22 protein-coding genes and 2 tRNA genes are annotated in these 22,508 nt (G+C 71.9%); 16 read left to right on the forward strand and 8 right to left on the reverse strand.

Annotation, left to right across the window (positions count from 1 at the left end; all coding sequences use genetic code 11):
• From ABFJ78_RS10525 to ABFJ78_RS10535, 3 genes are read left to right on the forward strand one after another with little or no spacing between them, the layout of a single operon-like run.
• The gene (locus ABFJ78_RS10525; RefSeq protein WP_436385704.1) at window positions 1-1,884 is read left to right on the forward strand and encodes a dipeptide/oligopeptide/nickel ABC transporter permease/ATP-binding protein; all 1,884 of its coding nucleotides are present in this window, start codon (window positions 1-3) and stop codon (window positions 1,882-1,884) included.
• A complete protein-coding gene (locus ABFJ78_RS10530; protein WP_436385705.1) occupies window positions 1,881-2,810 on the forward strand; it encodes an ABC transporter ATP-binding protein in 930 nt (309 codons plus the stop codon). The genes ABFJ78_RS10525 and ABFJ78_RS10530 overlap by 4 nt, the downstream gene beginning before the upstream one ends.
• A 26-nt stretch (window positions 2,811-2,836) precedes the next feature.
• The gene (locus ABFJ78_RS10535; RefSeq protein ID WP_436385706.1) at window positions 2,837-6,184 is read left to right on the forward strand and encodes a serine hydrolase; all 3,348 of its coding nucleotides are present in this window, start codon (window positions 2,837-2,839) and stop codon (window positions 6,182-6,184) included.
• Here ABFJ78_RS10535 and ABFJ78_RS10540 read toward each other — a convergent pair.
• Window positions 6,174-7,088 (reverse strand): quinone oxidoreductase family protein, encoded by a 915-nt coding sequence (locus ABFJ78_RS10540; protein WP_436385707.1) that lies wholly within the window; start codon window positions 7,086-7,088, stop codon window positions 6,174-6,176. The genes ABFJ78_RS10535 and ABFJ78_RS10540 overlap by 11 nt on opposite strands.
• A gap of 74 nt (window positions 7,089-7,162) precedes the next feature.
• Here ABFJ78_RS10540 and ABFJ78_RS10545 point away from each other — a divergent pair, with 74 nt between their 5' ends.
• Window positions 7,163-7,570, forward strand: coding sequence for a MarR family winged helix-turn-helix transcriptional regulator (locus ABFJ78_RS10545; protein ID WP_436385708.1), 408 nt, complete (start codon window positions 7,163-7,165; stop codon window positions 7,568-7,570).
• 336 nt (window positions 7,571-7,906) lie between these two features.
• Here ABFJ78_RS10545 and ABFJ78_RS10550 read toward each other — a convergent pair whose 3' ends face one another.
• Window positions 7,907-9,355 carry a DHA2 family efflux MFS transporter permease subunit gene (locus ABFJ78_RS10550; RefSeq protein WP_436385709.1) on the reverse strand — a complete coding sequence of 483 codons (1,449 nt, stop codon included), beginning with the start codon at window positions 9,353-9,355 and terminating at the stop codon, window positions 7,907-7,909.
• A gap of 181 nt (window positions 9,356-9,536) precedes the next feature.
• Here ABFJ78_RS10550 and ABFJ78_RS10555 point away from each other — a divergent pair.
• Together ABFJ78_RS10555 and ABFJ78_RS10560 are read left to right on the forward strand one after the other, a co-directional pair.
• Window positions 9,537-9,611: transfer RNA gene (locus tag ABFJ78_RS10555), tRNA-Val, on the forward strand.
• Window positions 9,612-9,649: 38 nt separating this feature from the next.
• A tRNA-Val gene (locus tag ABFJ78_RS10560) sits at window positions 9,650-9,721 on the forward strand.
• Window positions 9,722-9,883: 162 nt separating this feature from the next.
• Here ABFJ78_RS10560 and ABFJ78_RS10565 read toward each other — a convergent pair.
• Window positions 9,884-10,483, reverse strand: coding sequence for a TetR/AcrR family transcriptional regulator (locus ABFJ78_RS10565; protein ID WP_436385710.1), 600 nt, complete (start codon window positions 10,481-10,483; stop codon window positions 9,884-9,886).
• 77 nt (window positions 10,484-10,560) lie between these two features.
• On the opposite strand from ABFJ78_RS10565, the gene ABFJ78_RS10570 reads away from it, so the two are divergent.
• Both ABFJ78_RS10570 and ABFJ78_RS10575 read left to right on the forward strand, forming a co-directional pair.
• On the forward strand, window positions 10,561-11,343 hold the full coding sequence (locus tag ABFJ78_RS10570) for a class I SAM-dependent methyltransferase (RefSeq protein WP_436385711.1): 783 nt from the start codon (window positions 10,561-10,563) through the stop codon (window positions 11,341-11,343).
• Between the two features lie 77 nt (window positions 11,344-11,420).
• Window positions 11,421-11,672, forward strand: a complete 252-nt coding sequence (locus ABFJ78_RS10575; protein WP_436385712.1) for a DUF4287 domain-containing protein — start codon at window positions 11,421-11,423, stop codon at window positions 11,670-11,672.
• 49 nt (window positions 11,673-11,721) lie between these two features.
• Here the strand turns inward: ABFJ78_RS10575 and ABFJ78_RS10580 are convergent, their stop codons facing one another.
• Window positions 11,722-13,170, reverse strand: coding sequence for an MFS transporter (locus tag ABFJ78_RS10580; protein WP_436385713.1), 1,449 nt, complete (start codon window positions 13,168-13,170; stop codon window positions 11,722-11,724).
• A 102-nt stretch (window positions 13,171-13,272) separates the two neighbouring features.
• On the opposite strand from ABFJ78_RS10580, the gene ABFJ78_RS10585 reads away from it, so the two are divergent.
• Window positions 13,273-14,478 (forward strand): cytochrome P450, encoded by a 1,206-nt coding sequence (locus tag ABFJ78_RS10585; protein ID WP_436385714.1) that lies wholly within the window; start codon window positions 13,273-13,275, stop codon window positions 14,476-14,478.
• 6 nt (window positions 14,479-14,484) lie between these two features.
• Here the strand turns inward: ABFJ78_RS10585 and lexA are convergent, their stop codons facing one another.
• Window positions 14,485-15,138, reverse strand: a complete 654-nt coding sequence (gene lexA / locus ABFJ78_RS10590) for a transcriptional repressor LexA (protein WP_372666354.1) — start codon at window positions 15,136-15,138, stop codon at window positions 14,485-14,487.
• Window positions 15,139-15,397: 259 nt separating this feature from the next.
• Here lexA and ABFJ78_RS10595 point away from each other — a divergent pair, with 259 nt between their 5' ends.
• The 4 genes from ABFJ78_RS10595 (at window position 15,398) to ABFJ78_RS10610 (ending at window position 18,338) form a co-directional block, all read left to right on the forward strand.
• The gene (locus ABFJ78_RS10595; RefSeq protein ID WP_436385715.1) at window positions 15,398-15,910 is read left to right on the forward strand and encodes a lytic polysaccharide monooxygenase auxiliary activity family 9 protein; all 513 of its coding nucleotides are present in this window, start codon (window positions 15,398-15,400) and stop codon (window positions 15,908-15,910) included.
• 62 nt (window positions 15,911-15,972) lie between these two features.
• Window positions 15,973-16,620, forward strand: coding sequence for a hypothetical protein (locus ABFJ78_RS10600; RefSeq protein ID WP_436385716.1), 648 nt, complete (start codon window positions 15,973-15,975; stop codon window positions 16,618-16,620).
• Window positions 16,621-16,677: 57 nt separating this feature from the next.
• On the forward strand, window positions 16,678-17,352 hold the full coding sequence (locus tag ABFJ78_RS10605) for a HEAT repeat domain-containing protein (RefSeq protein ID WP_436385717.1): 675 nt from the start codon (window positions 16,678-16,680) through the stop codon (window positions 17,350-17,352).
• Entirely contained in the window at window positions 17,346-18,338 is a 993-nt protein-coding gene (locus ABFJ78_RS10610; protein ID WP_436385718.1) for a HEAT repeat domain-containing protein, read from the forward strand. The genes ABFJ78_RS10605 and ABFJ78_RS10610 overlap by 7 nt, the downstream gene beginning before the upstream one ends.
• 4 nt (window positions 18,339-18,342) lie before the next feature.
• On the opposite strand, the gene ABFJ78_RS10615 is transcribed toward ABFJ78_RS10610, so the two are convergent.
• The 3 genes from ABFJ78_RS10615 to ABFJ78_RS10625 all read right to left on the reverse strand — a co-directional run bounded on the left by ABFJ78_RS10615 (window position 18,343) and on the right by ABFJ78_RS10625 (window position 21,371).
• Window positions 18,343-19,578: a serine hydrolase domain-containing protein gene (locus ABFJ78_RS10615; RefSeq protein ID WP_436385719.1), complete on the reverse strand. Its 1,236-nt coding sequence runs from the start codon at window positions 19,576-19,578 to the stop codon at window positions 18,343-18,345.
• 270 nt (window positions 19,579-19,848) lie between these two features.
• Window positions 19,849-20,610, reverse strand: coding sequence for an ABC transporter permease (locus tag ABFJ78_RS10620; RefSeq protein ID WP_436385720.1), 762 nt, complete (start codon window positions 20,608-20,610; stop codon window positions 19,849-19,851).
• Between the two features lie 5 nt (window positions 20,611-20,615).
• On the reverse strand, window positions 20,616-21,371 hold the full coding sequence (locus tag ABFJ78_RS10625) for an ABC transporter ATP-binding protein (RefSeq protein ID WP_436385721.1): 756 nt from the start codon (window positions 21,369-21,371) through the stop codon (window positions 20,616-20,618).
• 89 nt (window positions 21,372-21,460) lie between these two features.
• On the opposite strand from ABFJ78_RS10625, the gene ABFJ78_RS10630 reads away from it, so the two are divergent.
• The 3 genes from ABFJ78_RS10630 to ABFJ78_RS10640 are packed head-to-tail and all read left to right on the forward strand — an operon-like array spanning window position 21,461 to window position 22,420.
• The gene (locus tag ABFJ78_RS10630) at window positions 21,461-21,787 is read left to right on the forward strand and encodes a PadR family transcriptional regulator (RefSeq protein WP_436385722.1); all 327 of its coding nucleotides are present in this window, start codon (window positions 21,461-21,463) and stop codon (window positions 21,785-21,787) included.
• The gene (locus ABFJ78_RS10635; RefSeq protein ID WP_436385723.1) at window positions 21,784-22,140 is read left to right on the forward strand and encodes a DUF1048 domain-containing protein; all 357 of its coding nucleotides are present in this window, start codon (window positions 21,784-21,786) and stop codon (window positions 22,138-22,140) included. The genes ABFJ78_RS10630 and ABFJ78_RS10635 overlap by 4 nt, the downstream gene beginning before the upstream one ends.
• A 1-nt stretch (window position 22,141) precedes the next feature.
• The gene (locus tag ABFJ78_RS10640) at window positions 22,142-22,420 is read left to right on the forward strand and encodes a DUF1048 domain-containing protein (protein ID WP_436385724.1); all 279 of its coding nucleotides are present in this window, start codon (window positions 22,142-22,144) and stop codon (window positions 22,418-22,420) included.
• Window positions 22,421-22,508: the final 88 nt, after the last annotated feature.

The raw sequence follows: 22,508 nt of genomic DNA on the forward strand, positions 1-22,508 counted from the left end.
ATGCGACGACGTGGATCGGCGTGGGCGGCGGCCGTGCGCACCCCGGTGGGCGCGTGCTCGGCCGTGCTGCTGGCCGTCGTGGTCCTGCTGGCGGTGATCGCCCCGCTCGTGTGGGGCGACGGCGCCGCGGCGATCGACACCGACGCCATCGGCCAGGGCCCGTCCGGCGCGCACCCGTTCGGCACCGACTCCCTCGGCCGCGACCTGCTGCTCCGCACGCTGGTCGCGACCCGGCTGTCGATCGGGCTCGCGATCCTGGCGACGGCGATCGGCGTCGGCGTCGGGGTCGTGCTGGGCACGCTGCCGTCGGTGCTGCCCCGGTGGGCGGGCCGGCTGCTCGTCGCGGCCGTCGACATCGCGGTCGCGTTCCCCGGGCTGCTGCTGGCGCTGTTCTTCGCGGTGATCTTCGGCGTCGGCACCCAGGGCGCGGTGCTCGCGATCGCGTTCGCGATGGCGCCGGGGTTCGCCCGGCTCGTGCAGACCCTGTCGGCGTCGGTGAGCGGCCGCGACTTCATCGCCGCGGCCAAGGTTTCCGGTGTCGGCCGGGTCCGCCTGCTGGTCCGGCACGTGCTGCCGAACATCGGCGAGCCCCTCGTCGTCAACGCGACGATCGGGGCCGGCTCGTCGCTGCTCGCGTTCGCCGGGCTGTCGTTCCTCGGGATCGGCGTGCAGGCGCCGGACTACGACTGGGGCCGGCTGCTGCGCGAAGGCCTGGACGGCATCTACGTCAGCCCGGTGGCCGCGCTCGCGCCCGCCGCGGCGGTGGTGGTCGCCGGGCTGGCGTTCAACCTGGTCGGCGAGACGGTGGCCGGCGTGGTCGGGGTCCGCACCCGCGCGTCGCGGCGCGCGGCCGGACCGCTGCCGGCCGTGCCCTCGTCGGTCGCGGCCGAACCCGCCGCCGACGCGGTGCTGGTCGTCGAGAACCTCCGGGTCGCGTTCCCCGGCCCGGGCGGCTGGACCGTGCCGGTGCGCGGGGTGAGCTTCAGCGTCCGCCCGGGCGAGGCGATCGGCGTCGTCGGCGAGTCCGGCTCCGGCAAGAGCCTGACCGCGCTGGCGGTGTCGCGCCTCATCGAAGCACCCGGGGTGGTCACCGCGGACCGGCTCGAGTTCGACGGCAAGCCCGTGGACAAGGCGCCGGACCGGGAGCTCGGCACATCGCTCGCCATGGTGTTCCAGGACCCGATGACGTCGTTCAACCCGGCCCGCCGGGTCGGACGGCAGCTCGCGGAGGTCTCCGAACAGCACCACGGCCTGTCGCGGCGGGCGGCGTTCGCCCGCGCGGTCGACCGGCTCGCCGCGGTGCGCGTCCCGGCCGCGGCCCGGCGCGCCCGGCAGTACCCGCACGAGTTCTCCGGCGGCATGCGGCAGCGGGCGATGATCGGGATGGGCCTGATGGGGCAGCCGAAGCTCGTCATCGCCGACGAGCCGACGACCGCGCTCGACGTGACGGTCCAGCGGCAGGTCCTGCGCCTGCTCGCCCGCACCCGCGAAGCCGAAGGCGCGGCGATCCTGCTCATCAGCCACGACATCGCCGTCGTTTCCCAGACGTGCGAACGGATGCTGGTGATGTACGCCGGACGCGTGGTCGAAGACCTGCCGACCGGCAGCCCGGCCCAGCACCCGTACACGCGGGCGCTGCTGGCCACGACGGTGGACCTCGACACGGACCGCGACGAGCCGTTGGCCGTGATCCCCGGTCGCCCGCCGGAGCCGGACCAGGTCCCGGCCGGCTGCGCGTTCGCCGCCCGGTGCCCGCTGGCATCGGAGCGGTGCCGGGCCGAAGACCCGGTGCTGGCACCGGCCGGCGACGGTCACCGGGTCGCCTGCTGGCACCCACAGGTGAATGTCCTTTCCGGACAGTCGCACGAGGAGGGGGCCGCATGAGTGCCTTGGAGTTCGACGCCGTGAGCGTCCGGTACGGCAAGCTGACCGCCGTCGACGGCGTGAGCCTGACCGTCCCTTCCGGACAGGTCGTCGGCCTGGTCGGCGAGTCCGGCTCGGGCAAGTCGACCCTCGCCCGGGCCGCGGTGGGGCTTTCGCCGGTCAGCGCGGGCCAAGTGCGCTTGGACGGCGTCGACGTGCGGCGGCTGCCGCGGCGCCGCCCGCTGCAGATGGTGTTCCAGGACCCGTACTCGTCGCTGGACCCGCGGATGGCGATCGGCGAGTCGATCACCGAGGCCATGCCGCGCGGCACTTCCCGCGGTGCCCGCCGCGCCGAAGTGGCCCGGCTGCTCGAGCTCGTCCAGCTCGACCCGGAACGCGCCGCGATGCTGCCCGGGCAGCTGTCGGGCGGGCAACGCCAGCGCGTCGCCCTCGCCAGGGCCCTGGCCGGGCAGCCGCAGGTGCTGATCGCCGACGAGATCACCTCGGCGCTCGACGTTTCGGTGCAGGGCGCCGTGCTCAACCTGGTCCGCGACGTCCAGCGGCGGCTCGCGCTGTCGATGCTGTTCATCTCGCACAACCTCGCCGTGGTGCGGTACGTCAGCGACGTCGTCGCGGTGATGTACCTCGGGCGGATCGTCGAGGCCGGGCCGGCCGAGCAGGTGCTGACCGACCCGCGGCACCCGTACACGCGGGATCTGCTCGCCTCGGCGCCGTCGGCGCACCGCAGTCTGCTGGCCGACACCGACGACCCGCTCGCCGACACCGAACCCGCCGACCCGCACCACCCGCCCGCCGGGTGCCGCTACCACCCGCGCTGCCCGATCGGCCCGCTCGTGCACACCGACCGCTCGCTGTGCACCCAAGCCGACCCGGCCGACGACGCCGCCCACCGGCCGCACCGCGCGGCCTGCCACTTCGCCGCGTGAACCCGTTTCCCACAAGGAGATCCCGCATGACCCGACGTCTGGGCACCGACGACCTGTACGCCCTGGAGTTCCCCGAACAACCGGCGATCTCGCCCGACGGCGCCCGGATCGTCTACGCCGTGCGCACCGCGGACCGCGAGAAGGACACCGACACCCGCTCGCTCTGGCAGGTCGCCACCGACGGCGGTGAGGCTCGCCGGCTGACCCGCGGCCGGGCCGACGCGGCCCCGGTGTGGTCGCCGGACGGCACGCGGATCGCGTTCCTGCGCGCCCAGGACGGCCCGGCGCAGCTGTGGCTGCTGCCCGCCGACGGCGGCGAGCCCGAGCAGGTCACCACGCTGCCGCTCGGCGCCGGCACCCCGGTGTGGCGGCCCGACGGCGCCGAGATCGCCTTCAGCGCCCCGATCGACCTCGCCGCCGAAGAGGGCGAAGACGACGGCGCGCAGGGCCGCCGCGCCAGCGCCCCGGTGGTCGCCGACCGCCTCGACTTCAAGGCCGACGGCGCCGGGCTCCTGCGCACGCTGCGCAAGCACGTCCACGTCCTCGACGTCGCCACCGGCGAGGTCCGGCGGGTCACGGCGGGGGACTGGCACGCGGGCGACCCGGCCTGGTCGCCGGACGGCGGCCGGCTGGCCTTCCCGGCGGCGCGCGACGCCGACGCCGACCTCACGTTCCGGTCCGGCGTCTACGTTCTCGACCCCGGCGACCGCACCGCCGAACCGCGGTTGGCCGGCTCGGCCGAGGGCATGGCCGGGACCGTCACCTGGACCGCGGACGGCGAAGCCCTGCTCGTCATCGGCCGCTCCGACACCGCGCCGGGCCACCTCGGGCTGCTGCGCGTGCCGCTGGACGGCGGCGAGACCGTCGACCTCGCCGCGTCGCTCGACCGCAACGTCATGCCGGGTGGCCCGGGCTACCCCGGCGCGGTCCCGCAGCTCGCCGGCGACGGCTCGACGGTCCTGTTCTGCGTCCGGGACCGCGGCTGCACGCACCTGTACGCCGTCGACGTCACCGGGGGCGAGCCGCGGCGCGTCCTCGGCGAGGCCGGGACCGCCGTGGACGGGCTGAGCGTCGCCGGGACCACCGCGGCGGTCGTGCTGACGACGCCGACGTCGTTCGGCGAGGTCGCGACCGTCGACGTCACCGGGGGAGCGGCGCGGGTGCACACCGCCCACGGCCCGGCCGAGATCGAGCTGTTCACCCGCGAGGAGCGGGAATTCACCGTCTCCGACGGCACGGTCGTGCACGGCTGGCTGCTGCGTGACCCCGCCCGCACGGGCCCGCTCCCGCTGCTGCTCGACATCCACGGCGGCCCGCACAACGCGTGGAACGGCACCGCCGACGCCGTGCACGTCCACCACCAGGAGCTCGCCGCTCGCGGCTGGGCGGTGCTGCTGCTCAACCCGCGCGGCAGCGACGGCTACGGCGAAGCGTTCTTGACCGCCGCCGTCGGCGCCTGGGGCGTGGCCGACGCCAAGGACTTCCTCGAGCCGCTCGACGACCTGGTCGCCGAAGGGGTGGCGGACCCGCGGCGGCTCGCGGTGACCGGCTACAGCTACGGCGGCTTCATGACCTGCTACCTCACCAGCCGCGACGACCGGTTCGCCGCCGCGGTCGCGGGCGGGGTGGTCAGCGATCCGGTGAGCATGGCGGGCACGTCCGACAGCGGGCACTACCTCGGCGTCGCCGAACTCGGTGCCGTCCCGTCGGAGAACCGCGCGCACTACGCGGCGCTTTCCCCGCTGGCGCAGGTGGAAAAGGTGCGCACGCCGACGCTGGTCGTGCACGGCGCCGAAGACGACCGGTGCCCGGTCGGACAGGCCGAGCAGTGGTTCACCGCGCTGCGCGAGCAGGGCGTGCCCACCCGGCTGGTGCTCTACCCGGGCGCGTCGCACCTGTTCATCCTCGAAGGCAAACCGTCGCACCGCGTCGACTTCAACCGTCGCGTCGTCGACTGGGTCGAGCAGTACGCGGGCGAGCCGGGCAAGCCGGCGCGGGTGCCGCTCGACGCCGCGCACTGGCGACGGCGACTGGCCGAGCTCGCGCGCAAGCACCGCGTCCCCGGCGCGGCGCTGGGTATCTTGCGGCTCGACGGCGACGAGGTCGTCCAGGTGAGCCACGGCGTGCTGAACAAGGCGACCGGTGTCGAGGTCACCGACGACTCGGTGTTCCAGATCGGCTCGATCACCAAGGTGTGGACGGCGACCGTCGCGATGCAGCTGGTCGACGAAGGGCTGCTGAAGCTGGACGCGCCGATCGTCGACGTCCTGCCCGAGCTGCGGCTGGCCGACCCCGACGTCACGAAGAAGGTGACGCTGCGGCACCTGCTGACCCACACCAGCGGCATCGACGGCGACGTCTTCACCGACACCGGCCGCGGCGACGATTGCCTCGAGAAGTACGTCGCGATCCTCGACCAGGCCGCGCAGACCCACCCCCTCGGCGCGACGCTGTCCTACTGCAACTCGGGGTTCGTGCTCGTCGGCCGGGTGATCGAGAAGCTGACCGGCAAGACCTGGGACGCGGCCCTGCGCGAGCGGCTGTTCACCCCGCTGGGCCTCAAGCGCACGAGCACCCTGCCGGAGGAGGCGCTCCTGCAGCGCGCCGCGATGGGCCACGTCGCGGCCGGGGACGCCGAGCCCGAGCCGGCGCCGGTGTGGGGCTTGCAGCGTTCGGCGGGTCCGGCCGGGCTCATCACGGCGTCGACCGACGACGTCCTGGCGTTCGCCCGCCTGCACCTGACCGGCGGCCTCGGCCCGGACGGCTCGCGCCTGCTCTCGGCCGAGTCCGCGCAGGCGATGACCGAAGAGCAGTTCGAAATGCCGGACAAGGACACCCTCGGCGATTCGTGGGGCCTCGGCTGGATCCGCTTCGGCTGGGACGGCCACCGCGTGTACGGCCACGACGGCAACACGATCGGGCAGGCGGCGTTCCTGCGGATCCTGCCCGGGCACGGGCTGGCGGTCACGCTGCTCACCAACGGCGGCAGCACCCACGACCTGTACGAGGAGCTCTACCGCGAGATCTTCGCCGAGCTGGCCGGCGTCGCCATGCCGCAGCCGCTCGAACCGGCCGTGCCGGCTCCCGACGTCGACGCCTCGGAGTTCCTCGGCGTCTACGAGCGGGAGTCGGTCCGCACCGAAGTCCTCATCCGCGAGGGGAAGCTGTGGATCCGGCAGACCGTCACCGGCCCGCTCGCCGAGCTGGTGCCGGAGCCGACGACCGAAGACGAACTGGTGCCGGTCGGCCCGGCGCACTTCGCGTACAGCCCGGCGGGCATGCGCGGCTGGGTGTCGGTGACGTTCTACGAGCTGCCGACGGGGGAGCGGTACCTGCACTCCGGCGTGCGGGCGACGCCGAAGGTCAAGGAGTGACGACGACGCGCTGAGTGCTTCCGGTGTCCCGCCAGGCGCTTTCGACGTCCTGGAGGGGCACCGGACGCGCGTCGATGCGGAAGCTCTCGATTTCGGGCACGAGCGCCCGCAGCTCGGCGACGATGTCCCGGGTCGGCACCGAACCCTGGCCGCTGCCGACGAGCTGCAGGCGTGCCGCCCGGAGCGCGGCCGACGGGAGTTCGATCGCCGGCCCCGCCACCGAACCGATCTCCACCCACGTCAGCGGGCGGCCCCGGTCGGCGCGTTCGGTGACGATCGTGCGCAGGGCTTCGGTGGTCGGCGGGCCCCAGACGTAGTCGAGGACGACGTCGACGTCGGCGGCCTTGCCCAGTTCGCCGAAAGCTCGGGTTTCGTCCGCCTCGACCGCGGCGAGCCGCTCCGGATCCCGGCCGGCGGCGATCACGCGGCCCGCGCCGAGGTGCTTCGCGACCTGGACGGCGAGGCGGCCCGCGTTCCCGGTGGCGCCGAGGACCAGGACGTCCTGCCCGGCGGTGAACTCGATCCGCCGGCGCAGGGCGATCCACGCGGACATCGCGGGGTTCATCCCGGCGGCGACGGTGACAGAGTCGGCGTCCTCGGGCAGGACGACGCTGCGTCTGACGTCGACCACGGTCCGCTCGGCCATCGAGCCCAGCGACGTGTCGGGCAGGACGAAGTACCGCAGCGTGCCGTCTTCGTCTCGGCCGACGCCGTCGATGCCGGGGACGAGCGGAAGTTCACCCTCTCCGGTGTAGTGCGTGCCGCCGGCTTGCGAGCGGACCCGCGGGTGCAGCCCGGCGGCGAGGACGTCGACGACGACCTCGTCATCGGTGCGGGGCTGGGGATCGGCGACGTCCCGGCAGGTGGGCGGAGTACCGAACTCGGTGACGACAGCTGCGCGCATGACGGCTCCTGTTAGTTGGGATTGCCCACTACTTTAGATGGCAATACCAACTAGTTCAAGGTAGTCTCGACGCCATGACCGAACCCGACGACGTGCTGGACAACCTCGCCCAGGTGTCCTTCGCGGTGATGGCGGTGCTGAGCCAGGTGGCGGCGGCGCACGAGCTTTCCCTGACGCAGCTGCGCGTGCTGGGCATCCTGCGCGACCGCACGCCGAAGATGGCGGAGCTGGCGACGCACCTGGGCCTGGACCGGTCGTCGGTGAGCGGCCTGGTCGACCGGGCGGTCCGCCGCGGGTTGGTCGCGCGCGAGGCGAGTCGCGACGACGGCCGTTCGGTGCGCGTCAGCCTGACCCCGGCGGGCGTCGCGCTGGCTCGCGAACTGACGGCGGAGGTGGGGCGGGGGATGGCCCCGCTGACGTCGGGGCTGGGAACCGCCGACCGCAACCGGCTGGGCGTCCTGCTGGGGCGGATGCTGGCATGAGCCCCGTCACGTCGGGAACACCGGCGTCTTCGTGGCGTTGTACAGGGTGTCGGTACGGAGGAGTCCCCGGGCCTCACCCCTCGCCTTCACGGAACACTGGTTCGTCCGGAGCCGTGTAGTGCCTTTCGCCGCGAGGCGACCCCCGTACCGGCCCCGAACTCCCGTTTCCGCTCGCAGGTTCCCCCCAGCCTTCGCCGAGCGGAAGCGGGACTTTTGTCCTCAGTGGACGGTCCCGCGGCCGACGTGAATGACTCATTCATGTCGCCAGGTGACATGAATGAGTCATTCACTACATTCCGCAGTGGGTGCGAGCCCTCCCGGCCGCCTCGCTCGCCGTCAGTGGTGCGGCGCGGCCGTCGCCCCCGGCGTCGACTTCCGGATGAACCAAGTCCCCGCGAAGGCCAGCAAGCCGATCACCCCGGCCACCACGAACGCCGCCCGCAGCCCCGACGCGTCCGGACCCGTGGCGGCGGCATCGGAACTCCACAGCGTCGCCACGCTCACGAACACCGCCGTCCCCAGCGCGCCCGCCACCTGCTGCAGCGTCGACAGGATCGCGCTCCCGTGCGAGTACAGGTGGTCCGGCAGCACGCCCAGCGACTCCGTGAACAGCGGCGTCATCATCAGCCCCAGCCCGGCCATCAGCAGCACGTGGATCCCGATCACCGCGATCAGCGGGGAACCCGCCCCCAGCGTCGTGAACAGCCACAGCGACACCGCCATCGCCGCCGCGCCCGGGATCACCAGCGGGCGCGCGCCGACCTTGTCGAACAGCGCCCCCACCGGTCGGCCCAGCAGTCCCAGCACCAGCCCACCCGGCAGCACCGCCAACCCGCTCACGAACGTGCTCGTGTGCAGCACCGTCTGCAGGTACAGCGGCAGCAGGATCGCCGCAGCGCCGATCAGGCACACGAACAGCAGCGCCGTCAGCACCAGCGCCACCACGAAACTCCGGTGCGTGAACGGCCGCAGGTCCAGCAGAGCGCGGTCCCGGCGCTGCAACCGCAGCTGCCGCCACGTGAACACCACCAGCGCGACCACGCCCACGACGATCGGCACCCACGCCGGCACCAGCGGCTCCGCCCCGGCCTGCTCCCCGCTCGACGACAACCCGTACAACACCCCGCCGAACCCGATCGCCGACAGCAGCACCGACGGCACGTCCAACGGCACCCGCCGCGTCTCGCTGTCCAGCCGCAGCTGCAGCGCACCGGTCACCAGCGCCGCCACCGACAGCGGCAGCACGATCCAGAACATCCAGCGCCAGCCCAGCGAGGACAGCACCGCGCCACCGATGGTCGGCCCGATCGCCGGCGCCACCGCGATGACGATCGTGATCGTCCCCATCGTCGCGCCCCGCCGCTCCGGCGGCACCAGCCGCATCACGGTCGTCATCAGCAGCGGCAGCATCACCGCCGTCCCGCACGCCTGCACCACCCGCCCCGCCATCAACATCCCGAACCCCGGCGCGAGCGCGCACAGCAACGTCCCGAGACTGAACGCCGACAGCGAGAACAAGAACACCTGCCGCGGCGAGAACCGCTCCAGCAGGAACCCCGTCGTCGGGATCACCACCGCCATCGTCAGCAGGAACCCGCTGGTCAGCCACTGCACGGTCGTCGTCGGCACCCGCAGGTCGACGGTCAGGTCACGCAACGCGACACTCAGGATCGTCTCGTTCAGGATCATCACGAACGCGGACAGCACCAGGACCCCGATGAGGAGCCCCGGCCGCGCCGGAGCGCGATCCAGGTCGGCGGGCGGAGTGGACACGGTGTCGGTCATCGGGGCGAAAGCTCTCCTGATCGGGCGCGGCCGCCGGCGAAGGCAGGCGGTCTCCTTGCAGTCTGCCCGTTCCGTCGCCTTCGTGTCACGGCGGTTTCCGCAGTGCCCGCCGTCACAGGGGACCCCCCGCTGACGCTCCGAAACCGTCCGATATGCTTCAGCAAGTACGGAGTTCCGCAGCGCGCGATTAGCTCAGCGGGAGAGCGCTTCCCTGACACGGAAGAGGTCACTGGTTCAATCCCAGTATCGCGCACCACGAGCCCACCCCCGGGAACTCGTGGAAGTCCGTACCGCGGGCGATTAGCTCAGGGGGAGAGCGCTTCGTTCACACCGAAGAGGTCACTGGTTCGATCCCAGTATCGCCCACGAGATGGTTGGGAGGGTCGTGTTCGCGGAATGCGCGAACATGACCCTCTCGTTGTGTCTTGTGGGGGCCGAGCCCCCACACCCCGCCGGGGGCACGCCCCCGGACCCCTGCGTGTGGTCTCGTTTCGTTGTCGGGCGGCGGTTTGTCCTTAGTGGACTTTCTTACAAGAGCCTTCGTTGTAGTGCGTCTGCGATGACTGTGTTCACCAGTTTTTGCAGCTCTGTTGGGTCTGGGAGCGTGTGCTTCTTGCGGCCTGCGAACAGTAGGTGGCCTCCTCCGATCAGAGACAGGGCCAGGGACTCCACCTCCGCGTCCGCCGCTATGCGGCCCTGGGCGCGCTCTGCCGTCAGGTAGGCCGACAGCATCTCTCTTGCCTCCACCAAGAGGGGGAGGCCGTTTCCTTGGTGCCGTAGGCGCTTGCGCAGCTCGTCGCGGAAGAACGTCAAGCTCATCAAGCCCAGGGACACCGGGTCGAACAGCTCCGCCAGGGCGTCGATCACGTTCTCGGCGACCGTGCGTGTTCCCGCTGAAGCCTGCAGGAGGGCCGACTGGTCCTTCAGGCGGGCGATCCGCTCCTTCACCAGCTCCGCCAGGAACTCGTCGAAGTCCGTGAAGTGCCGGTGGAGTACGCCCTTCGCCACGTCCGCCTCGGCCGTCACCGCCCGGCTCGTCAGGGCGTTCGGGCCCTCGCGGAGCAAGACCCGCTCCGCCGCCTCGAACAGCTGCTTGCGAACGTCGCGCAAGTGGACACCGGTCGGCATGCCCTCATTCTGCGGTACGCCCTCCGCGAACGCCCGCGCGGTTGCCGTAGTGGGCGCTTGCCCATTAGAGTGGGCGCATGCCCACTCAGTCTCACGAAGCTCGTGCCCTCGCTGAATCCTTCGGGATCGACGCCGAACGCTACGACCGCGCCCGTCCCGAGTATCCCGCCGAACTCGTCGCTCGGGTTGTCGATGAAAGTCCTGGTCGTGACTTCCTCGACGTCGGTTGTGGCACCGGCATCGAGGCCCGGCAGTTCCGGGCCGCCGGCTGCCGGGTGCTCGGCGTCGACCCCGATTCGCGGATGGCCGACTTCGCTCGCGGGACCGGCGTCGATGTCGAGGTCGCGACGTTCGAGGACTGGGACAGTGCGGGGCGGACCTTCGATGCCGTCGTCGCCGGTCAGGCCTGGCACTGGGTCGATCCCGTGGCCGGTGCCGTCAAGGCGGCTGGTGTCCTGCGGCCTGGTGGCCTGCTTGCCCTGTTCGCGCATGTGTTCCAGCCGCCCGTCGCGGTGGCGGAAGCTCTTGCCGCCGGCATCCGGCGGGTGCTGCCCGATTCGCCGTTCGCGGGGGAGTCCAGAACCGCCGCCGAACTCTACGAAGTCATGTTCGCCAAGTTCGCCGACGGCGTTCGCGAATCCGGTTGCTTCGGTGAGCCCGAGCGGTGGTCCTTCGCGTGGGAACGGACCTACACCCGCGACGAATGGCTCGACTTCCTGCCTACTACCGGCGGCCTGACGCGGCTCGCGCCGGACGCGCTGGCCGACGTCCTCGGCGGCGTCGGCGCGGCCATCGACGCGCTCGGCGGTGGCTTCACCCTCGAGTACACGACCTTGGCGGTGGCCGCGAAGAAGGCTTGACAAGAAAAGTTGTCGGTGAGACCTTGGTGGCAAGCACGAGAGACCGATGAACCTTCGGTCCGGACTGGGAGCCACCTATGTCTTTTCAGGCCTACCTCGACAACGCCGAGCGACAGACCGGCATCACCCCGCGCGCCTTCCTCGGCCTCGCCGCGGAGAAGAGCCTCACCAAGCACGGCGATGTCGTCGCGTGGCTCAAGACCGAGCACGGCCTCGGTCACGGCCACGCGACGGCGATCGCGCGGCTCGTGACCAAGGGGCCCGAGTTCGTCGCCGCGCACCACACGGACGGGGTGCTGCACCTCGACGGCGTGGCCGCCCGGTCCTGACCGGGCCGCTCGGCCGCCGCCTCGAGCGAATCGACCGCCGGGCCCGCGGTCAGCGGCCCACGGCGGCGGGTTCCGGATTCGACGGCACCGGCACCGGCGAGCGCTTGGGCAGGAAGGCGGCGACGCCCAGCGCGATGAGCGCCGCGGCCGAGCCCATGCCCAGCACGAGCCGGAACCCGTTCTGCGAAGGCAGTTCCACCGGTCCGAACCGGACGGTCAGCCGCGCGAGGACCAGTCCGGCCGTCGCGCTGGAGACCGACGTCCCGATCGAGCGCATCAGCGTGTTCAGGCTGTTCGCGGCCGCGGTCTCCGACACCGGAACGGCACCCATCACGAGCGAGGGCATCGCGCCGTAGGCGAGCCCGATGCCGGCGCCGATGACGCACGAAACCAGCACCAGGTGCCAGGTCGCGCTCATCAGCACGATGCCGAGCGCGTACCCGGCGGCGACGACCACCGCGCCGAGCATGAGCGTCGTCTTCGGGCCGCGCGTGGCCGTGATGCGCGCGGACACCGGCGCCAGCGCCATCATCACCAGCCCCGACGGCGCCATCACCAGGCCCACCACCAGCATCGACTTCCCGAGGCCGTACCCGGTGGCGGCCGGCAGCTGCAGCAGCTGGGGGAGCACCAGCGACATCGCGAACATCGCGAAGCCGAAGACGGCCGACGCGATGTTCGTCAGCAGGACCTGGCGCCGCGCGCTGGTCCGCAGGTCGACCAGCGGCCGCGGCGTGCGCAGCTCCCACCGGCCCCACAGCAGCAGGACGACCACCGCCGCGCCGAAGAGGCCGAGCGTGGCCGCGCTGCCCCAGCCCCAGTCGGCGCCCTTCGAGATGGCCAGCAGCAGGCACACCAGGGCGACCGAGAGCCCGGCCGCGCCGAGGACGTCGAACCGGCCGCCGGTGCGTACCGGCGACTCCGGCACAAGCGCGACGACCAGTGCGGTGACGACCAGGCCGAGGCCGGCCGCCGTCCAGAACAGCACGTGCCAGTCGGCGTTCTCGGCCAGCAGCGCCGCCGCGGGCAGGCCGAGCGCGCCGCCGACGCCGAGCGACGCGCTCATCAGGGCCGTGGCCGAGCCGAGCCGTTCCGCGGGCAGCTCGTCGCGCATGATGCTGATCCCGAGCGGGATGACGCCGGCGGCCAGCCCCTGCAGCGTCCGGCCGATGACCATGGGCACGAGGGTGTCCGACAGCGCGCCGATCGCCGAGCCCGCGACGAGCGCGCCGAGGCTGACGAGCAGCATCCGCCGCTTGCCGTACATGTCGCCGAGCCGGCCCATGGTCGGCGTCGCGACCGCGCCCGCGAGCAGGGTGGCGGTGATCGCCCAGGTGGCGTCGGCCGCGGAGGCGTGCAGCAGCCCGGGCAGGGCGGGGATCAGCGGGATGACCAGCGTCTGCATCAGCGAGACGGTGATGCCCGCGAGCGCGAGGACCCCGACGACGAGGTTCGCGCGCGGCGACGCCTCTCCGGCGGGCGTGGACGGGTCGGGCACGAGGAGTCCTCCGTGGGGATGTCCGAATTAAATCAGTCGCTTGACTTAGCGTAGCAGTCTTCGGTTGACTGATCACGAACTGACGGCCACCGCGGAGGAACGATGACGAGCACCGCCGAGATCCCCGAGTTCCCGATGACGCGCGCCGCCGGCTGCCCGTTCGACCCGCCGCCCGCGGCCCGCGCGCTGCAGGCGAAGGCGCCGCTCGCACGGGTCCGGCTGTGGGACGGCAGCACGCCGTGGCTGGTGACGCGCTACGCCGAGCAGCGGGCGCTGCTGGCCGATCCCCGCGTCAGCGCGGACATCACCCGGCCCGGCTACCCGAGCCCGGCCCCGCTGCCGAAGGGTGGCACCGGCATCAGCTTCATCCTGATGGACAACCCGGAACACGCGCGGCTGCGCAAGATGGTGACCGCGCCGTTCACGATCCGCCGCACGGCCGCGCTGCGCCCGGCGGTGCAGCGGATCGTCGACGAGCAGATCGACCGGCTGCTGGCCGGCCCGAAGCCGGTCGATCTCGTCGAGGCGTTCGCGCTGCCGGTGCCGTCACTGGTGATCTGCGAGCTGCTCGGCGTGCCGTACGCCGACCACGACTTCTTCCAGGAGAACAGCAAGGTCATCATCCGGCGCGACGCGAAGCCCGAGGAGCGGGCGGCCGGTCACCAGGCGCTCGTCGGCTACCTCGACCGGTTGCTGGGGGAAAAGCTGGCGGCCCCGGCCGACGACCTGCTGTCCGGGCTCGCCACCCGCGTTCACGCGGGCGAGCTGTCCCGGACCGAGGCGGCGCAGATGGGCGTGCTGCTGCTGATCGCCGGGCACGAGACGACGGCGAACATGATCGCGCTCGGCACGCTGGCCCTGCTGGAGCACCCGGACCAGCTGGCTCTGCTGCGGGAGTCCGCCGACCCGGCGCTGGTCGCGTCGGCGGTCGAGGAACTGTTGCGGTACTTGAACATCACGCACAACGGCCGCCGCCGCGTCGCGCTCGAAGACATCGAAGTCGCCGGCGAGACCATCCGCGCGGGCGAGGGCCTGATCATGGCGAACGACGTCGCCAACCGCGACCCGGCGGTCTTCCCGGATGGCGACCGGCTGGACGTCACCCGCGACTCGCGCCGGCACGTCGCGTTCGGGTTCGGCGTCCACCAGTGCCTCGGCCAGCCACTGGCCCGGCTTGAGCTGCAGGTCGTCTACAGCACGCTGTACCGCCGGATCCCGACGCTGGCGTTGGCCACCGGGGTCGAGCGGATCCCGTTCAAGCACGACGGGTCCGTGTACGGCGTCTACGAGCTGCCGGTCACCTGGTGAAGCGGGTCAGACGCTCCGCAGCACCGAAACGACCACGCCCAGGATCGCCGCCCGGTCGCCGTCGATGACGGCGTAGGCCGGGTTGCGGGGCTCGAGGTAGACGTGGCCGTCGCGGCGGCGGTACACCTTGACCGTCGCCTCCTCGTCGATCATCGCCGCGACGATCTGGCCGGAGTGGGCCTCGGTCTGCTGCTTGACCACGACGATGTCGCCGTCGCAGATGGCCGCGTCGATCATCGAGTCGCCGCGTACGCGCAGGCCGAAGACGGTGCCGCGGCCGGTGAGGTCGCGCGGCAGCTTGAGGACGTCGTCGACGTGCTCCACGGCGGAGATCGGCGTGCCGGCGGCGATGTCGCCGACGACGGGCACGGGCACGGAGTCGGCGTCCCCGGCGGGCGCGCTGCCGTGCAGGAACGCGCGGACGTCCATCGGGCGCGACACCGTGGCCCCGCGGCGCAGGAACCCCTTGTCCTCCAGGCTCGCCAGGTGCTTCGACACCGACGACGTCGACTGCAGGCCGACGGCCTCGCCGATCTCCCGGGTGCTGGGGGAGTAGCCGTGGCGGACCACCCAGTCGCGGATCACGACCAGGATCTTCTGCTGCCGCTCCGGCAGGGCCGAGGCGTCGAGGTGCTCGAACGTGTCGTCGTAGGTGGTCACCGGCGGAATCCTAGAGGCAGGCGCGGCGCGCGGTGCGGCCTGGTCGCCCCGGCGGGTCCCGCTGGCCGGAACATCGAGTGACAGTTGGCGTCTTACCAACATGAACCCAGACTTTGCCATCTGTTGACCTCGTGTCCGATTCGCCGTATGGTCTAGACCACAATTTTCCTTCGCTCGAACCCCCTTCCCGGCGCGGCGGGCACCCCCTGCCGCGAGTTCGTCGTACCCGGGAAGCGAGCCTGTCCCCGAAGGAGCTGGTATGAACCGCAAACTGGTCGCGGCCGCGGCGGGCGCACTCCTGGCGCCGGTCCTGGTGGTGCTGAACCCCGCCGGCATCGCGAGCGCGCACGGCTACGTCAACGCCCCGGCGAGCCGTCAAGCCCAGTGCGCACAGGGCACGGTGGCCTGCGGCAACATCAAGTACGAGCCCCAGAGCGTCGAAGGCCCGAAAGGGCTGAAGTCCTGCAACGGCGGCAATTCCCAGTTCGCCGAGCTGAACGACAACAGCAAGGGCTGGCAGGCCTCCCCGGTCGGCCGCACGGCGACGTTCACGTGGACCTTCACGGCCCGCCACAGCACGGCGAACTACGAGTACTGGATCGGCAACGACAAGGTCGCCGACATCAGCGGCAACAACCAGCAGCCGCCGCAAACCGTGTCGCACCAGGTGAACCTGGGCAACCACACGGGCCGCCAGACGGTACTGGCGGTGTGGAACATCGCGGACACGACGAACGCGTTCTACAGCTGCATCGACGTACAGGTGAGCTGAGACCACCGTCCACCCGGGAGCGCGCGGCTCCCGGGTGGACGGTTCCGCGCCAGCGTGGGCGCGTGGACCTTTCCGTGCCGGGAGCCGAGCTGAGTGCCCGCGCGCGGGACTTCGTGGCCAGGCACGGCGTGCGGCTCGACACGGGCTCGCTCGAGCCGGTCCGGGAACCTTGGCTGCGCGCGGGGTTCCCGGCCGAGCAGATCGGCCGGGCGATGGCGTTCCACGACCGCTGGGGCGGGATCTCCCTCCCGCCGGCGCCCTGCTACGACGGTGGCCCGCGGTTCTTCGGCGCCGATTTCCCCTACCGGCGACCGGGAACCGGCTGGCTCTTCGACGCGGGTGCCGCCCGCGCGGCAGTGCCTTACGGGTTCGTCATCGGCCCGGCCGGCGAGTTCGGCTTGGACGGTGACCACTGGGCCCCGCTGCACGCGAGCATCGAGGGCTGGGTGGAGTCGCTGGCACTGTCCGGCCACGCGTCGGAGCGGGCAACGCGCACGACCCGGCTGACGGGCGACGCGGCGGGCGAGTTCGACCTCACCGGGTACAGCGAAATCCCGGAGGTCGCGGGCCTGGCGGACACGCGGTGGCGCGGCGACGGCGAGCTCGTGGCGGTGTACCGGGGCGAGGCGGAGGCGTACGCCTTCCCGGCCGGCCGGACGACGCTCGTCCGCACCGGCCTCGCCGACATTCACCTGAACGGTCTCGGCTGAGGCGCCTGCCGTCGCTTGACCTTGACACTGTGACAAGGTCTTCACTGGCGGCAGGAGGTGATCCCCATCAACCACAATCAGGACCCACGCCTGCTCGCCGCGCTGGCGGCCGGCAACTCGTCCACCCGCCTGGAAGCGGCGCTCGCGGCCGGCACGCACGCCGACCCCGGCCTCGTCGGCACCCTCGTCGCCCGGTGCGCGGTCGAGCCCGACTTCTTCGTGCGCGACATGCTCACCTGGGCCTTGACCCGGCTGCCGGCCGAGGAGACCGTTCCCCGGCTCCTGGCCGAGCTCCGTTCGGAGCGTGCGCAGGCCAGGAGCCAGGCGCTGCACACGCTGTCCAAGATCGGCGACCGGACCGCGTGGCCCGCGATCACACCCGTGCTGCTCGACGACGCCGACGACGACGTCAAACGCAGCGCGTGGCGGGCCGCCGTCGTCCTCGTGCCCGACGACGGCCGGGAAGCCCTGGCACGACAGCTGGCCGCCCAGTTCGGGCGCGGCGACCGGGACACGCGGCTGAGCCTCAGCCGGGCCCTCGTCGCGCTCGGGGACGTGATCGAGCCGGTCCTGCGGACGGCGGTGGCCGCGGCCGACCCGGCCGTGCGCGCCCACGCCCGGGCGACCGAGCGGCTCCTGCACGACCCGGATGCCGGGTTCGACCTGGCCGTCGACGAGGCGAAGCGGGTCGTCGCGCTCGGTCCGGAGCGCGCCGGGGGAGCGGCGTGCTGATCGGCGAGGTGGCCCGCCGGTCCGGGGTGAGCACGCGGATGCTGCGGCACTACGACTCCCTCGGGCTGGTGCGGCCGACCGGCCGCACCGTGGGCGGCTACCGCGAGTACTCCGAAGCGGACATCCGCCGGATCTTCCACGTGGAAGGCCTGCGGTCCCTCGGGTTGTCGCTGCGGCAGATCGGGACCGCGCTGGCGGACCAGGACTTCCCGCCGTCCGTGCTGGTCGGAGACCTCATCCGGCGCACGGAGGACCGGCTGAAGCGCGAACAGGAGCTGCTCGAACGGCTCCGGGCGATCGACGCCTCGGCGCCCGACGGCTGGCCGGACGTCCTGCGCGTCGTCGAGCTGCTGCACGGGCTCGACTCGCCCCACGCCGCGCGCCGGCAGCAGGCCGTCCTCGCCCCGGCCGAGGACGGCCCGGTGCCCGCCGACGTGCTGGCCAAGGCCGTCCTCGCCGAGTCCGACCCGAACGTGGCCGGCGCGCTCCGGTGGGCGCTCGCGCGGGCCGGCGGCGACGGCGTGGCGAGCCTGGCCGCCGGCCTGCGTTCGCCCGACGCCGGCGTCCGGCGGCGCGCGGTCCTGGCGATCGCCGAGCTGCCCGGCGACGAAGCGACGTCGGCGCTCGTGGGCGCGCTCGGCGACCCGGACCCGGCGGTGCGCCGGCGGGCCGCGCTGGCCGCGGGCGGCCGGGGCGGGAGCGCGGCGGTGCCGATCCTCGCCGGCATGGTCGTCGAGGGCACGAACGACGTCGAGGCCGCCGAGGTCCTGAGCTCGCTGGCCACCGACCACGGCCGCGCGGACGAGGTCATGAGCGCGATCGCCGGCGAGCTGGCGGGCACCGCGGACTCGGCGGCGCGGATCCGCCTGACCCAGGCACTGGCCGAGCTGCCGCCGCCCCTCGCGCACGACGCCCTGCGGCAGCTGGCCCACGACGACGACCAGGCTGTCGCCCGCGTCGCCGCCGCCCTTGTGGCCCTCCGGTGACTCCTCAGCCGAGGCAGGCCCGGACGGCCTTGGCGAGGTTCGCCGCCCGCGGGTCGTCGGGCCGGTAGTTCCAGAGGTTCGTGACGTAGCCGAAGCCGACACCGGCGTCGGGGTCGCCGAAGGCGATCGAACCCCCGGAACCCGGGTGGCCGAAGGAGCCAGGCCCGGCCATCGGCAGCGGCGGGCAGGCCCGCCAGAAGCCGAGGGACACGTTGAAGGAGCGGTCGGCCGGGAGGTCCAGGCCCGCCGGCACGCCGTACATCGTCGTCTTGTCCGTCTGGACGGCGGTCATCGTCTCGACGGTCGCCGGGTCGAGCAGCCGCAGCCCGTCGACCTCGCTGACCGTGGCGGCGTACATCCGCGCCAGCGAGTGCGCGTCCGCGACCATGTTCGCGGCCGGGAACTCCGCCGCCCGCCAGGCCCGCGTGCGGAAGTAGCCCGTCGTGGGGTCCAGGGCGCCGCCCAGGACACCCGCGTGCATCTGGATCGCGTCCGGCGTCCACATCGACTCGACCCACCGCGTGACCGTGTCCGCGTCCAGCCCGGTCGTCGCGATCATCCCGGCGAGCAGCTCCTCGACGGTGAAGGGCGCGGCGTCCTCGAACCGCGCCACCCGCGGCTCGTGCTCCTCGGGCAGCCCGATCCACGCGCTCAGCCCGAGCGGGGCGGCGACCTCCTCGGCGAAGAACGTGCCCAGCGACTTGCCGGTGATCCGGCGCACGACCTCGCCGACCAGGAACCCGTAGGTGACGGCGTGGTAGACGTGCTGGGTGCCCGGCTCCCACAACGGCTTCTGCGCTTCGAGCGCGTGGATGACCGGGTCCCAGGCGCACGCCTGCTCGAACGTCAGCGGCCCGTCGACGACCGGGAGGCCGGCCTGGTGCGACAGCAGCCAGCGCACCGGGATCTCCTCCTTGCCCGCCGCGCCGAACTCCGGCCAGTACTCGACGACCGGGGCGTCCAGGTCCAGGCGGCCGCGCTGGGCCAGCAGGTGGGCGCAGATCGCCGTGGCGCCCTTCGTCGTGGAGGCGACCTGAGCGATGGTGTCTTCACCCCAAGGCCGGTTCGCCTCGCGGTCGGCGAGGCCGCCCCACAGGTTGACGACGGGCCGGCCGGCCACGTAGACGCTGCACGCCGCGCCGATCTCGCCGGGGTGGTCCGCGAAGTTCGCGCGGAACGCGTCGGCGACCTTCTCCCAGCCCTGCTCGACGTAGCCGCCCTCGGCGGGGGTGTCAGCCATGATGTGGTCCTTTCCGGGATTCGAAGATGTGCCCACGATCCCGGGCCGCTCTGACACGGGGCAGCCACCGCACTGACACGGCTGGTGTCACGCGTCGCAAGTCGTTTGACGTTCGAGGTTGGCTGCAGCCCGCAACCCGGGCCGCGGCGATGCAGTGAACGACTCGTTCACCTCGCCCGACGACATGAACGACTCGTTCATGTCGTCCGACCGGCCGTCACCAGGGTAAGCATCGCCGGGCGACTGTCAACGAACCTCAGACGCGCGACGCTAGGAGATCTTGCGGCGGTAGACGGCCGTCGCGAAGAGGTACGCGACGACGAGGATGCCGGCGCACCAAGCAAGGGCGATCCAGATGTCGCCGCCGATCGGCGCTTGCGTGAGCAGGCCGCGGATCGTGTTGACGATGGACGTCACCGGCTGGTGCTCGGCGAACCACCGCACCGGGCCGGGCATCGTGCCGGTCGGGACGAAGGCCGAACTGAGGAACGGCAGGAAGATCAGCGGGTAGGAGAACGCGCCGCCGCCTTCCGCGGTCTTGGCGGAGAGCCCGGCGACCACCGCGATCCACGTCAGCGCCAGGGTGAACAGGAGCAGGATGCCGGTGACGGCGAGCCAGGCCGGAAACCCCGCTGTGGAGCGGAATCCCATGAGGAGGGCGACGCCCACGACGATCACGAGCGAGATCAGGGTGGCGACCAGCGAGGTCAGCACGTGCGCCCACAGCACCGCCGAGCGGGCGATCGGCATGGAGTGGAAGCGTTCGAAGATCCCGCTCTTCAGGTCGGTGAAGAGCCGCAGCGCGGTGTAGGCGATGCCCGACGCGACCGTGATGAGCAGGATGCCGGGCAGCAGGTAGCCGACGTAGGAGTCCGTGCCGGTGTCGATCGCGCCGCCGAAGACGTAGACGAACATCAGCATCATGGCGATCGGCATGATCGCCGTCGTGATGATGGTGTCCAGGCTGCGGGTGACGTGCTTGAGGGACCGTCCCAACAGGACGGTCGTGTCGCCGAGGACGTGGGTGGCCATCGTTCTCACCTTTCCGTGCGGGAGCCGACGACGGCGAAGAAGACGTCCTCGAGGGTCGGCTGCTTCTCGACGTACTCGACCTTGGCGGGCGGGAGCAGCTGCTTGAGTTCGGCGAGGGTGCCGTCGACGATGATGCGGCCCTCGTGCAGGATCGCGATCCGGTCGGCGAGCTGCTCGGCCTCGTCCAGGTACTGCGTCGTCAGCAACACAGTCGTGCCGCGCGCGGCGAGGCCCTTGACCGCGTCCCACACCTCGATGCGGGCTTCGGGGTCGAGGCCGGTGGTGGGCTCGTCCAGGAAGATCACCGGCGGATCGCCGATGAGGCTCATGGCGATGTCCAGGCGGCGGCGCATGCCGCCGGAGTACGTCGACACCTTCCGCGCGGCCGCGTCGGTCAGCGAGAAGCGCGCCAGCAGCTCGTCGGCGATCTTGCCCGGCTGCTTCAGGTGTCGCAGGCGGGCGACGAGCACGAGGTTCTCCCGCCCGCTGAGGATTTCGTCGACGGCGGCGAATTGCCCGGTGAGGCTGATGACCGCCCGCACGTCGTCGGCTTGGGTGCCGACGTCGAAGCCGTTGACGCGGGCCGTTCCCGCGTCCGGCTTGAGCAGCGTGCACAGGATCCGCACGGCGGTGGTCTTGCCCGCGCCGTTCGAGCCGAGCAGGGCGAAGATGCTGCCGCGGGCGACGTCGAAGTCCACTCCGCGCAGGACGTGCAGGTCCCGGTACGACTTTTCGAGGCCGCGAACGTGAATCGCTGTCATCGGGTCTCCCCTCGTCGGACTACTAAGTAGTGCTGAGTACTGGTATACAGTAGTACTGAGTAGTGGAGCCAGGGCGACCCGGAGGATCGATGGAGGACCTGACCGAGATGCTGAAGGGCACGCTCGAGGGCTGCGTGCTGGAGATCATCGGCGGCGAGGAGACCTACGGGTACGCGATCACGCACCGGCTGAACGACCTCGGCTTCGCCGACGTCGTCGAGGGCACGGTCTACACGATCCTGCTGCGCCTGGAGAAGAACGGGCTCGTCCAGGTGACGAAGCGGCCGTCCGGGCTGGGGCCGCCGCGCAAGTTCTACGCGCTCAACGACGCGGGCCGTAACGAGCTCGGGCGGTTTTGGGCGAAGTGGGACTACCTGTCGTCGCGCATCGAGAAGCTCAAGGAGGGCGGGAGATGAACCCCTGGGAGACCCTGACCGGCAGCGATCTGACCCGGGAGTGGAAGGCGTTCGAGGCCCGGGCGGAGGCGTTGCCGCCCGACTTCCGGGAGGCGTGGGGCCAGGTCACCAGCCACCTGTTCGCCTACGGGAGCTTCACGGGCCGCAACCTGATGCCGATCCTCGACGGAGCCTTGGGCCTGCTCGAAGAGACGGCGGCGGACGGGCAGCGCGTCGAAGCGGTACTGGGCGACGACATCGCGGGCTTTTGCGCGGCGCTGGCCGGCGGGGAAGGGGCTCGAAGTCATCGCGACCGGTGGCGAGAGCAGCTGAACCGGACGGTCGCGAGGAAACTGTCCCGGCTGGGAGGCTGACGTGGGCATCCAGGAGATCATCGAGGGCAAGAAGCAGTGGCGGGCGCACACGGCTCGCGTCAAGGCGCTCCCACCGGACTACCGGATCGTGTACCAGGAAATGCAGAAGTACTTGTTCAAGGTAAGCCCGCTCGACTTGTCCGACGGCCGGTTGCTCATGGGGATCGTCGAATTCTTCGCGGAGGGAGCCGCTACGGGTAAGGGGGTGTTGGAGCTGATCGGCCCCGACGTCGCCGCCTTCTGCGACGACCTGATCAACGACGCTACGCGCCACCGCTGAGGTTCGCGGCCCGGACGATCGAACTCACAAGAATGGGCTCGCTTCGCCGCCGAGTTGAGTTATCGTCACCCTTTGTGGGGGAGGCGTG

It is taken from the genome of Amycolatopsis sp. MEPSY49 (assembly GCF_051337345.1).
In the GTDB taxonomy this organism is placed as follows: domain Bacteria; phylum Actinomycetota; class Actinomycetes; order Mycobacteriales; family Pseudonocardiaceae; genus Amycolatopsis.

Bases quoted from the DNA above. Each gene is read 5' to 3' on its own strand.
- ABFJ78_RS10525 (WP_436385704.1), top strand. From the start codon at position 1: ATGCGACGACGTGGATCGGCGTGGGCGGCGGCCGTGCGCACCCCGGTG.
- ABFJ78_RS10530 (WP_436385705.1), top strand. From the start codon at position 1,881: ATGAGTGCCTTGGAGTTCGACGCCGTGAGCGTCCGGTACGGCAAGCTG.
- ABFJ78_RS10535 (WP_436385706.1), top strand. From the start codon at position 2,837: ATGACCCGACGTCTGGGCACCGACGACCTGTACGCCCTGGAGTTCCCC.
- ABFJ78_RS10540 (WP_436385707.1), bottom strand. From the start codon at position 7,088: ATGCGCGCAGCTGTCGTCACCGAGTTCGGTACTCCGCCCACCTGCCGG.
- ABFJ78_RS10545 (WP_436385708.1), top strand. From the start codon at position 7,163: ATGACCGAACCCGACGACGTGCTGGACAACCTCGCCCAGGTGTCCTTC.
- ABFJ78_RS10550 (WP_436385709.1), bottom strand. From the start codon at position 9,355: ATGACCGACACCGTGTCCACTCCGCCCGCCGACCTGGATCGCGCTCCG.
- ABFJ78_RS10565 (WP_436385710.1), bottom strand. From the start codon at position 10,483: ATGCCGACCGGTGTCCACTTGCGCGACGTTCGCAAGCAGCTGTTCGAG.
- ABFJ78_RS10570 (WP_436385711.1), top strand. From the start codon at position 10,561: ATGCCCACTCAGTCTCACGAAGCTCGTGCCCTCGCTGAATCCTTCGGG.
- ABFJ78_RS10575 (WP_436385712.1), top strand. From the start codon at position 11,421: ATGTCTTTTCAGGCCTACCTCGACAACGCCGAGCGACAGACCGGCATC.
- ABFJ78_RS10585 (WP_436385714.1), top strand. From the start codon at position 13,273: ATGACGAGCACCGCCGAGATCCCCGAGTTCCCGATGACGCGCGCCGCC.
- ABFJ78_RS10595 (WP_436385715.1), top strand. From the start codon at position 15,398: ATGAACCGCAAACTGGTCGCGGCCGCGGCGGGCGCACTCCTGGCGCCG.
- ABFJ78_RS10615 (WP_436385719.1), bottom strand. From the start codon at position 19,578: ATGGCTGACACCCCCGCCGAGGGCGGCTACGTCGAGCAGGGCTGGGAG.
- ABFJ78_RS10620 (WP_436385720.1), bottom strand. From the start codon at position 20,610: ATGGCCACCCACGTCCTCGGCGACACGACCGTCCTGTTGGGACGGTCC.
- ABFJ78_RS10625 (WP_436385721.1), bottom strand. From the start codon at position 21,371: ATGACAGCGATTCACGTTCGCGGCCTCGAAAAGTCGTACCGGGACCTG.
- ABFJ78_RS10630 (WP_436385722.1), top strand. From the start codon at position 21,461: ATGGAGGACCTGACCGAGATGCTGAAGGGCACGCTCGAGGGCTGCGTG.
- ABFJ78_RS10635 (WP_436385723.1), top strand. From the start codon at position 21,784: ATGAACCCCTGGGAGACCCTGACCGGCAGCGATCTGACCCGGGAGTGG.